Raw genomic sequence first — 11,335 nt, forward strand, 5'->3', positions numbered from 1 at the left:
ACTGCGAGGTTGCCACCCGATGGCCGGTTCGTCCGAAGCCAAGCTCCGCGACTACCTGAAGAAGGTCACCGCCGACCTGCGGCGCACCAGGCAGCGTTTGGAGACAGTGGAGGCGCGGGACGGCGAACCCATCGCCATCGTCGGCATGGCCTGCCGCCTCCCCGGCGGCGTGCGCTCGCCCGAGGACCTGTGGCGGCTCGTCGCGGGCGGCGGCGACGCCATCGGCGACCTTCCGGCCGACCGCGGATGGGATCTCGCCGATCTCTACGACCCTGTGCCCGGCACCCCCGGCAAAAGCTATGTACGGCACGGCGGCTTCCTCGACGGCGTCGCGCACTTCGACGCCGACCTCTTCGGCATCGCCCCCCGCGAGGCCCTCGCCATGGACCCCCAGCAGCGGCTCCTGCTGGAGTCGGCGTGGGAGGCGGTCGAGGCCGCCCGCATCGATCCCGCCTCCTTGCGCGGCAGTCTCACCGGTGTCTTCATCGGCGGCGCCGACACCGACTACGGCTCGCTGGCCAGGCTGACCGGCGACACCGAGGGCCACCTGCTGACCGGCGGCGCCGTCAGCGTGTTGTCCGGCCGCATCGCCTACACTTTCGGCCTGGAGGGCCCCGCCGTCACGGTCGACACCGCCTGCTCGTCGTCGCTGGTCGCCCTCCACCTCGCGGTCCGGGCCCTGCGTGCGGGCGAGTGCGGCATGGCCCTCGCCGGCGGCGTCGCCGTCATGCCCACCACCCGGCTGTTCGTCGAGTTCTCCCGCCAGCGGGGCCTCGCGCCCGACGGCCGCTGCAAACCCTTCGCCGACGCCGCCGACGGCACCTCGTGGGCCGAAGGCGCCGGTGTGCTCCTCGTCGAACGCCTCTCCGACGCCGAACGCCACGGCCACCGCGTCCTCGCCCTCATCCGCGGCACCGCCGTCAACCAGGACGGCGCCAGCAGCCGGCTCACCGCCCCCAACGGCCCCTCCCAGCAGCGTGTCATCCGCGCCGCCCTCGCCAACGCCCACCTGCCCGCCGCCCACGTCGACGCCGTCGAGGCCCACGGCACCGGCACCACCCTCGGCGACCCCATCGAGGCGGGTGCGCTTCTGGCCGCCTACGGGCAGGAGCGGGAGCATCCGCTGCTCCTCGGCGGCGTCAAATCCAACATCGGCCACGCCCAGGCCGCCGCCGGTGTGGCGGGCCTCATCAAGACCGTGATGGCGCTCCGTCACGGCGTCGTGCCGCCGACCCTGCACGTCGACCACCCCACGACCCACGTCGACTGGTCGGCCGGCGCCGTACGCCTCGCCACCGAGACCACCCCCTGGCCCGGCACGGGCCGCCCGCGCCGGGCCGGTGTCTCGGCGTTCGGGATCAGCGGCACCAACGCCCACGTGGTGCTGGAGCAGGCGCCGGCGAGTGAGGCCGGGCCGGAGGGGGATGCGGCAGGCGTTCCCGTGCTCACGCCGTGGGTGGTGACGGGCAAGTCCGAGCCGGCGCTGCGTGAGCAGGCCGGGCGGCTGCTGGAGTGGCTGCGGGACCGGCCGCGGGAGCGGGAGGTGGACGTCGCGTTCTCGCTGGTGACGACGCGGTCGGCGCTCCCGCACCGGGCGGTGGTGACGGCTGCCGGCCGGGAGGCGGGCCTGCGGGCGCTTGCCGCACTGGCCTCGGGTGAGCCGAGCGGTGACGTGGTGGACGGCGTCGCCAGGGCGGGGAAGTGCGCGTTCCTGTTCTCGGGGCAGGGGTCACAGCGGCTCGGGATGGGCCGGGAGCTGTATGAGCGCTTCCCGGTGTTCGCCGACGCCTTCGACGCGGTGTGCGGCGAGTTGGACGCGCGGCTGGAGCGGTCGCTGCGGGAGGTCGTCTGGGGTGACGACGCCGCCCTGCTGGACCGGACGACATACGCGCAGGCAGGGCTCTTCGCGGTCGAGGTGGCGCTGTTCCGGCTCGTCGAGTCGTGGGGTGTACGGCCTGACCTCGTGGCAGGGCACTCGATCGGCGAGGTGGCGGCGGCGCACGTGGCCGGGGTGTTCTCCCTGGCGGACGCGTGTGCGCTGGTGGCGGCGCGAGGACGGTTGATGCAGGCTCTGCCGGAGGGCGGGGCCATGCTCGCGGTCCGGGCGGGCGAAGCCGAGGTGGCGGCCTGCCTTGACGGCGGCGACCGGCTGTCAGTACGGCAGGAGCCTGAGCACAAGGGCACCGGTCCGCAAGGAGCCGTGTCGATCGCGGCGGTCAACGGGCCCTCGTCGGTGGTGGTGTCCGGTGAGCGGGAGGCCGTCGCCGCGGTCGAGGCCCACTTCCACGGCCTGGGCAGGAAGACGTCCAGGCTGCGGGTGTCGCACGCCTTCCACTCGCCGCTGATGGAGCCGATGCTGGAGGAGTTCCGGGCGGTCGCCGGGCGGCTGGAGTTCGCGGAGCCGTCGGTGCCGGTGGTGTCGAATCTCACCGGAACGGTGGCCTCCGCCGGCGAGTTGTGCTCCCCCGACTATTGGGTGCGCCACGTGCGCGAAGCCGTGCGCTTCGCCGACGGGGTGCGCACCCTCCAGGACCAGGGCGTGACGCGGCTGCTCGAACTCGGCCCCGACGGTGTGCTGTCGGCCATGGCGGCGGAGTCGGCCGGCGAGGGCACCGTACTCGTCTCCCTGCTCCGCAAGGACCGGCCCGAGGAGGAGAGCGCGCTTCACGCGCTGGCGCGGTTGCACGCCGACGGTGCCGAGATCGGGTGGGCCGAGGTGCTCTCGGGTGCCGCCGCGCGGGTCGTGGACCTGCCGACATATGCGTTCCAGCAGCGGCGTTTCTGGCCGGATGCGGCCTCGGACACCCCGGCGGGCGACGTCGGCGCCGCCGGCCTCTCGGCGGCGGGCCATCCCCTGCTGGGCGCCGCGATCGAACTGCCCGGCGACGAGGGGTTCCTGTTCACCGGCCGGTTGTCGGTGCGCACGCATCCCTGGCTCGCCGACCACGTCGTGTTGGGGTCGGCGCTGCTGCCCGGCACCGCCTTCCTGGAGCTGGCGATCCGCGCGGCCGACGAGGCCGGCTGCGGCCGGATCGAGGAGCTCACCCTGGCCGCCCCCCTCGTACTGCCGCGGGACGGCGGTGTGCGGGTTCACGTCCACGTCGGCCCCGCCGAGGAGGACGGTCGGCGCAACGTCACCATCCGCTCCCAGGAGGAGGGCGACGGGGACGGGGTGTGGCGCCGGCACGCGACAGCCGTACTCGCTCCGGGGGTGGAGACGGCCGACTTCGCCCCCGCCGTCTGGCCGCCCGCCGGGGCGGAACCGGTGGACGTGGCGGGCCTGTATGAGCGGATGGCCGAGGGCGGCTTCGAGTACGGGCCGGTCTTCCAAGGGCTGCGGGCGGCCTGGCGGCGTGGGGACGACGTCTTCGCCGAGGTGAGCCTGCCGGAGTCCGCGGACGGCGGCGCGTTCGGCCTGCACCCTGCGCTCCTGGACGCCGCGCTGCACGTCACGGCGTTCAACGGCATGCCGCGCGGTGTCGTGCCGTTCTCGTGGGAGGGGGTGTCGCTGCACTCCTCGGGCGCCGAGTCCGTGCGGGTGCGGGTGACGCGCACTCTTGAGGACACCGTCGCGGTCGCGCTGGCCGACGTGGAGGGCCGACCCGTGGCGGCGGTGCGGGGGCTGCTTCTCCGGCCCGTCTCCAGCGGCACGGCGGACGATCAAGGGCGGGAGACCCTCTACACCGTGGACTGGGTGCCGGTCCGGGGGCACGGGAGCTTCGACGGCCCGGTGCCGCCATTCGGAGACGACCCTTCGGTGACGGTGGTGCCGGTCGCCGGCGATCCTTCGCTCGGTGTGCCGGAGCGGGTGCATAAGGCGACGAGTCATGTACTCGGCTTGGTGCGGTCCTGGCTGGCCGAGGAGCGTCCGCCGGGGTCGCGGCTGGTGTTCGTCACCGGTGGCGCGGTGGACGGGGATGACCTGGCGGGCGCCGCGGTCTGGGGGCTGGTGCGGTCGGCGCAGTCGGAGCACCCCGGGCGGTTCGTCCTCGTCGACCAGAGCGGCGAGACGGATGACGACTGCCTGCGCAGGGGCCTGGCCACCGCCGAGCCTCAGGTGTTGCTGCGGGACGGCGAGGTGTTTGTGCCTCGGCTGGCGCGGGTGTCCGCATCGGCGGACTCTGTGGCGGCTGAGGCGGGGGGCTTGAATTCCGCCGGTGACCCGAGTGGGGCTGCGGGTCACCGGCGGAACCTGTCCGACGCGGGGCCGTGGGGCGACGGCGCGGTGCTGGTCACCGGAGGATTGGGCGGCCTGGGCCGGGTGGTGGCCCGCCATCTGGTGGTCGCGCATGGGGTGCGGCGGCTTGTGCTGGCCGGCCGTCGCGGCGGTGGCGAGGAGTTCGCCGAGGAGCTGGCGGGGCTGGGCGCGGAGGTCGCGGTCGAGGCCTGCGATGTGGGCGATCGTACGGCTGTCGCAGAGGTTGTGGCGCGTCACCCCGTCTCGGCCGTGGTGCACGCGGCCGGGGTGCTGGACGACGGTGTCGTGGAGTCGCTGACGGCCGAGCGGCTGGCGGGGGTGCTGCGGCCCAAAGTGGACGGGGCGTGGAACCTTCACGAGGCCACCAAGGACCTTGGCCTGTCGGCGTTCGTGCTGTTCTCCTCGGTGTCGGGCGTCTTCGGTGGCCCCGGCCAGGCCAACTACGCGGCGGGCAACACGTTCCTCGACGCGCTGGCGCGGCTTCGCCGTACGCGGGGGTTGCCGGGGGTGTCGATGGCGTGGGGGCCGTGGAGCCCGGAAAGCGGCATGACGGGCACCCTGTCCGACGTCGACACGCGGCGTGTCGCCCGCACCGGGATGCCGGCTCTCAGTTCCGGCGACGGCGTCGCGCTGTTCGACGCCGCTCTGTACTCGGTGGAACCGCTGGTGGCGCCGGTGCGGTTCGACTTCGCCGCGCTGCGGGCCCAGGACGAGGTGCCCGTGCTGCTGCGCGGGCTGGTGAGGGCGCGCGCCCGCCGCGCGGCGGCGACCGGGTCGCCCGCGGTGGCGGCCTTGGCGGGGCGGTTGTCCGGGCTGGAAACAGTCGAGCGGCATGAGGTGCTGCTCGACCTGGTGCGCGGCCAGGTCGCGCTGGTGCTGGGGCACGGCGGCGCGGGGGACGTGGATCCGGGGAGGGCGTTCCAGGACCTCGGGTTCGACTCGCTGACCGCGGTCGAGTTGCGGAACCGGCTGGCCAAGGCGACCGGGTTGCGGTTGCCGGCGACGGTGGTGTTCGACTATCCGTCGGTCGCGGCGCTGGCCGGGCACCTGCTGGACGAGCTGGTGGGTGCCGAGGAGGCGGCGCCGGTCGCCACGGGCACGGTGGTGGTGGCCGACGATCCGGTGGTGATCGTCGGGATGGCGTGCCGGTTCCCCGGGGGCGTGGAGTCGCCGGAGGATCTGTGGCGGCTGGTGCGGGACGGGGTTGACGCGATCTCCGGCTTCCCGGTGGATCGGGGGTGGGATCTGGAGGGGCTGTTCGATCCGGATCCGGAGAAGACGGGGACCTCTTCCACTCGTTCTGGTGGGTTTCTGTATGACGCGGGGGAGTTCGATTCGGCCTTCTTTGGGATGAGTCCTCGCGAGGCCGTCGCGACGGACGCTCAGCAGCGGTTGTTGCTGGAGTCGGTGTGGGAGGCGGTGGAGCGGGCCGGGATCGATCCGGTGTCGTTGCGGGGGAGCCGCACGGGTGTGTTCGCCGGGGTGATGTACACCGACTATCGGAACCTGCTGGAGGGGGAGCAATACGAGGGCTTTCGTGGAAACGGGAGCGCTCCTAGCGTCGCTTCGGGGCGGGTGTCGTACACGTTTGGGTTCGAGGGGCCCGCGGTGACGGTGGACACGGCGTGTTCGTCGTCGCTGGTGGCGTTGCATCTGGCGGCTCAGGCTCTGCGGGCGGGGGAGTGTTCGCTGGCGGTGGCGGGTGGGGTGACGGTGATGTCGACGCCGGGGACCTTTGTGGAGTTCTCGCGGCAGGGTGGGCTTTCGGTGGACGGGCGGTGCCGGTCGTTTTCGGCTGAGGCTGACGGGGTTGGGTGGGGGGAGGGCGTCGGGGTCGTGGTGCTGGAGCGGCTCTCGGATGCTCTGCGCAATGGGCGGCGGGTGCTGGCGGTGGTGCGGGGGAGCGCGGTCAATCAGGACGGGGCGTCGAACGGGCTGACGGCGCCGAACGGTCCGTCGCAGCAGCGGGTGATCCGGCAGGCATTGGCCAGTGGTGGGTTGTCGCCGGTCGATGTGGACGCTGTGGAGGCGCATGGGACGGGGACGGTCCTGGGGGATCCGATCGAGGCTCAGGCGTTGATCGCGGCATATGGGCAGGATCGGGAGACTCCGCTGCGGGTGGGGTCGATCAAGTCGAACATCGGGCATGCGCAGGCGGCTGCGGGTGTGGCGGGTGTGATCAAGATGGTGATGGCGATGCGGCACGGTGTGTTGCCGAGGTCGCTGCACGCCGGGTCGCCGTCGTCGCATGTGGACTGGTCGGCCGGTGCGGTCGAGCTGCTGGCGGATGAGGTGGCGTGGCCTGAGTCGGGGCGGCCTCGGCGGGCGGGTGTGTCGTCGTTCGGGATCTCGGGCACCAACGCGCACATCATCCTGGAGGCACCGCCTTCGACGCCCGGTCCGGTGGAGCCGGAGATCACGCCTGGTGTCGTGCCGTGGGTGCTGTCGGCCAAGTCCGAGGCGTCGTTGCGGGGGCAGGCCGGGCGGCTGCTCGGCCTGCTGCGGGACCATCCCGGCGTGCGTGACGTCGATGTGTGCGCGTCGTTGGCGTCGGCGCGGTCGCTGTTCTCACACCGTGCGGTCGTGCTCGCGGAGGGGCGGGAGGCGGCTGAGGCCGCCTTGTCCGCCCTGGCCTCGGGAGAGCCTGCCGCCACCCTGGTGGAGGGGACCGAACGGGTGGGCAAATGCGCGTTCCTGTTCTCCGGGCAGGGCTCGCAGCGGCTCGGGATGGGCCGGGAGCTGTATGAGCGGTTCCCGGTGTTCGCGGATGCCTTCGACGCGGTGTGCGGGGAGCTGGACCTTCCTCTGCGCGAGGTCGTGTGGGGTGAGGACGCCGAGCTTCTCGATCAGACCGTCTACGCTCAGGCGGCGCTGTTCGCCGTCGAGGTGGCGCTGTTCCGGTTGACGGAGTCGTGGGGCGTGCGGCCGGACCTGCTCGCCGGGCACTCGATCGGCGAGGTGGCGGCGGCTCACGTGGCCGGGGTGTTCTCCCTGGCCGACGCCTGCGCGCTGGTGGCGGCTCGGGGCCGGTTGATGCAGGCCCTGCCGCCCGGTGGGGCGATGGTGGCGGTGCGGGCGAGCGAGGCCGAGGTGTCGGCCCTCCTGGACGGGCGGTCGGCGATCGCGGCGGTCAACGGGCCGTCGTCGGTCGTGGTGTCGGGTGAGGAGGAGGCCGTCGCGGCGGTGCAGGCCCACTTCCACGGCCTGGGCCGGAAGACAACCCGCCTGCGGGTCTCACACGCGTTCCACTCGCCGCTGATGGACCCCATGCTGGAGGACTTCCGGGCGGTCGTCGAGAGGTTGTCGTACGAAGAGCCCAAGGTGCCGGTGGTGTCCAACCTGACCGGTGAGGTGGCCACCGCCAACGAGCTTCGCTCGCCCGGCTACTGGGTGCGCCACGTGCGCGAAGCCGTACGCTTCGCCGACGGGATACGTGCCCTTCAGCAGCGAGGCGTGACCCGCTTCCTGGAGCTCGGCCCGGACGGTGTGTTGTCGGCCATGGCGGCGGAGTCGGCCGGCGAGGGCACCGTACTCGTCTCACTGCTTCGCAAGGACCGGCCGGAGGAGGAGAGCGCACTTCGCGCGCTGGCGCGGCTGCATGTCGACGGATGCCGGGTGGACTGGCCCAGGCTGTTCGACGGAGCGGGTGCCTCGCGGGCCGATCTGCCGACCTATGCCTTCGAACGTCAGCGGTACTGGCCGGAGACCACCGCCGTTCGTGCCGGGGATGTGCGGTTCGCCGGGCTCGAAGCGGCGGAGCACCCCATGCTGGGCGCCGCCGTCGAACTCGTGAACACCGACGGCTTCCTCTTCGCCGGCCGTCTCTCGGTGCGGTCGCATCCGTGGCTGGCGGACCACGTGGTGCGGGGCACGACGCTCGTGCCGGGCACGGGGCTGATCGAGCTGGTGCTGCGTGCGGCCGACCAGGTGGGGTGCGACCTGATCGAGGAGCTGACCTTCGCCGCACCGCTGGAGCTGCCCGATCGGGGTGGTGTGCGGGTGCAGGTATGGGTCGGGGAGCAGGACACGTCCGGCCGACGCCCGGTCAGTGTGCACTCCCGGCAGGACGACGACACGTGGGTGCTTCACGCCACCGGCACACTGACAACCGGTGCCGTCGCGCCCACCTGGGACGCCTCCGTCTGGCCGCCGCAAGGAGCCCGGCCGCTGGACCTGACCGGCCATTACGACGACCTGGAGCGTGCGGGTTTCACCTACGGTCCCGTGTTCCGCGGCTTGCGGGCCGCATGGCGGTCCGGTGAGGAGGTCTTCGCCGAGGTCGCCCTGCCGGAGGCGGCGGACGCGTCGGGCTTCGGGCTGCATCCCGGGTTGTTCGACGCCTGCCTGCACGCCCTCACCTTTCTCTGGGCCGGCGAGCTCGGCCCGGGCAGCGTGCCCTTCTCCTGGGGCGATGTGTCGCTGCACGCGTCCGGGGCCTCCCGGGTTCTGGTACGGCTGTCGCGTGCGGAGAGCGGCGCCGCGTCTTTGGCGATCGCCGACACGGCGGGCACACCGGTGGCGTCGGTGGGATCCCTGGTGGTGCGGCCGATCGACGCCGGGGAGGCCACCGGGGGCGTGCGGAACTCGCTCTTCGAACTCACCTGGTCGCCCGCGTCCGCCGTCTCGGCGGGCGGCGGCGAGGAGCCGACGTGGCTGACGGGCGACGTACGCGACGGCTGGGCATCCGTGGGGCCCGGCGTGGTCGTGGTCCCCGTCCTCGGTGACGTGTCCGTGGACATGTCCGAGCGGGTGTTCGCCGAGACCTCGCGTGTGCTGGACGTCGTGCGGGCTTGGCTGGCGGAGGAGCGGTTCGCCGCTTCGCGGCTGGTGTTTGTCACCCGTGGTGCGGTGAGCGGGGCCGACCTGGTCGGGGCGGCCGTCTGGGGGCTGGTGCGGTCGGCGCAGGCCGAGCATCCGGAGCGGTTCGTCCTGGTGGACGTGGACGGCGAACCTTCGGAGGACGACGTTTCGCGGGCTCTCGCCGTACACGAGGATCAGGTGCTCGTCCGTGCGGGAGAGGTGCTGGTGCCCCGGCTGGCCAGGGTGCCGGTGGAGCCGGGTGACGGAGGCGGGTGGGGCGAGGGCGCGGTGCTGGTCACCGGTGGGCTGGGTGGCCTGGGGCGTGTGGTGGCGCGGCACCTGGTGGTCGCGCACGGGGTGCGGCGGCTTGTGCTGGCCGGCCGTCGCGGCGGTGGCAAGGAGTTCGCCGAGGAGCTGGCGGGGCTGGGGGCGGAGGTCGCGGTCGAGGCGTGTGATGTGGGGGACCGTACGGCTGTCGCAGAGGTTGTGGCGCGTCACCCGATCTCGGCCGTGGTGCACGCGGCCGGGGTGCTGGACGACGGTGTCGTGGAGTCGCTGACGGCGGAGCGGCTGGCGGGGGTGCTGCGGCCCAAGGTGGACGGGGCGTGGAACCTTCACCAGGCCACCAAGCACCTCGGCCTCGCGGCGTTCGTCGTGTTCTCCTCGGTCGCGGGGACCTTCGGGAGTGCGGGCCAGGCCGCCTATGCGGCGGGCAATGCCTTCCTCGACGCCTTGGCGCGGCATCGCAGGGAGATGGGACTTCCGGGGACGTCGCTCGCCTGGGGGCCGTGGGCCGGAGCGGGCATGGCCTTCGGGTTGAGCGGAGAAGAGCAGGCGCGCATCGCCCGGCTCGGCATGCCGGCCTTGTCGGCCGAGCAGGGGCTGGCGCTGTTCGACACGGCGTTGGCCGCCGGGGGTGCGGTGCCGGTCGCGGTGCGTCTCGACTTCGCCGCCATCAGGAACCACGGTGACGTGCCGGCGATCCTGCGTGGCCTGGTTCGTCCGCGTGTCAGGCGGGCGGCTGTCACCGAGGAGGGCGCGGCGTCCGGTCTGGCTCAGCGGCTCACCGGGCTGTCGGCCGCCGAGCGGCACAAGACGATGCTCGACGTCGTTCTCACGCACATCGCCCTGGTTCTCGGACACACGGGGACGGAGCAGGTGGATCCTGGGCGGGCGTTCCAGGACCTCGGGTTCGACTCGCTGACCGCGGTCGAGCTGCGGAACCGGCTTGGGAAGGCGACCGGGCTGCGGTTGCCGGCGACGGTGGTGTTCGACTATCCGTCGGCTGAGATGCTCGCCGGGTTTCTGGTCGGTGAGCTGGTGGGGGCAGACATCCCGGCGGCGGAGATCGCCGTGCTGCCCGTTCCGGCTGACGATCCGGTGGTCGTCGTGGGGATGGCGTGCCGTTACCCGGGCGGGGTCGAGTCGCCGGAGGACCTGTGGCGGCTCGTTCACGACGGGGTGGACGCCATCGGAGACTTCCCCACCGATCGAGGATGGGATCTGGAGAGCCTGGCCGGGACGTCGGCCACCCGTTCGGGCGGGTTCCTGTATGACGCGGGGGAGTTCGATCCCGGCTTCTTCGGCATGAGCCCGCGGGAGGCATTGGCGACGGACGCGCAGCAGCGGTTGTTGCTGGAGTCGGTGTGGGAGGCGGTCGAGCGGGCCGGGATCGACCCGGTGTCCTTGCGGGGCAGCCGCACCGGGGTGTTCGCGGGGGTGATGTACGGCGACTACTCGACGCTGCTGGACGGTGAGGAGTTCGAAGGCCAGCGGGGGAACGGCAGTGCGGGCAGTGTGGCCTCCGGCCGGATCTCGTACACGTTCGGGTTCGAGGGGCCCGCGGTGACGGTGGACACGGCGTGTTCGTCGTCGCTGGTGGCGTTGCATCTGGCGGCACAGGCTCTGCGGGCGGGGGAGTGTTCGCTGGCGGTGGCAGGCGGGGTGACGGTGATGTCGACGCCGGCGACGTTCGTGGAGTTCTCGCGGCAGGGTGGGCTTTCGGCGGATGGGCGGTGCCGGTCGTTTTCGGATGAGGCTGACGGGGTCGGGTGGGGGGAGGGCGTCGGGGTCGTGGTGCTTGAGCGGCTCTCGGACGCTCTGCGCAACGGGCGGCGGGTGCTGGCGGTGGTGCGGGGGAGCGCGGTCAATCAGGACGGGGCGTCGAACGGGCTGACGGCGCCGAACGGCCCGTCGCAGCAGCGGGTGATCCGGCAGGCATTGGCCAGTGGTGGGTTGTCGCCGGTCGATGTGGATGCGGTTGAGGCGCACGGGACCGGGACCGTGCTGGGGGATCCGATCGAGGCCCAGGCGCTCATCGCGGCCTACGGGCAGGAT

At 72.8% G+C, this 11,335-nt stretch carries 1 protein-coding gene; it reads left to right on the forward strand.

All coding sequences use genetic code 11. The annotated features are described in order from the left end of the window. Nucleotides 1–19 precede the first annotated feature (19 nt). On the forward strand, nucleotides 20–11,335 hold an 11,316-nt coding region (locus Ssi02_RS38980; protein ID WP_307825829.1), incomplete at its 3' end, for an SDR family NAD(P)-dependent oxidoreductase.

The sequence above is a fragment of the Sinosporangium siamense genome (assembly GCF_016863435.1).
Taxonomy (GTDB): domain Bacteria; phylum Actinomycetota; class Actinomycetes; order Streptosporangiales; family Streptosporangiaceae; genus Sinosporangium; species Sinosporangium siamense.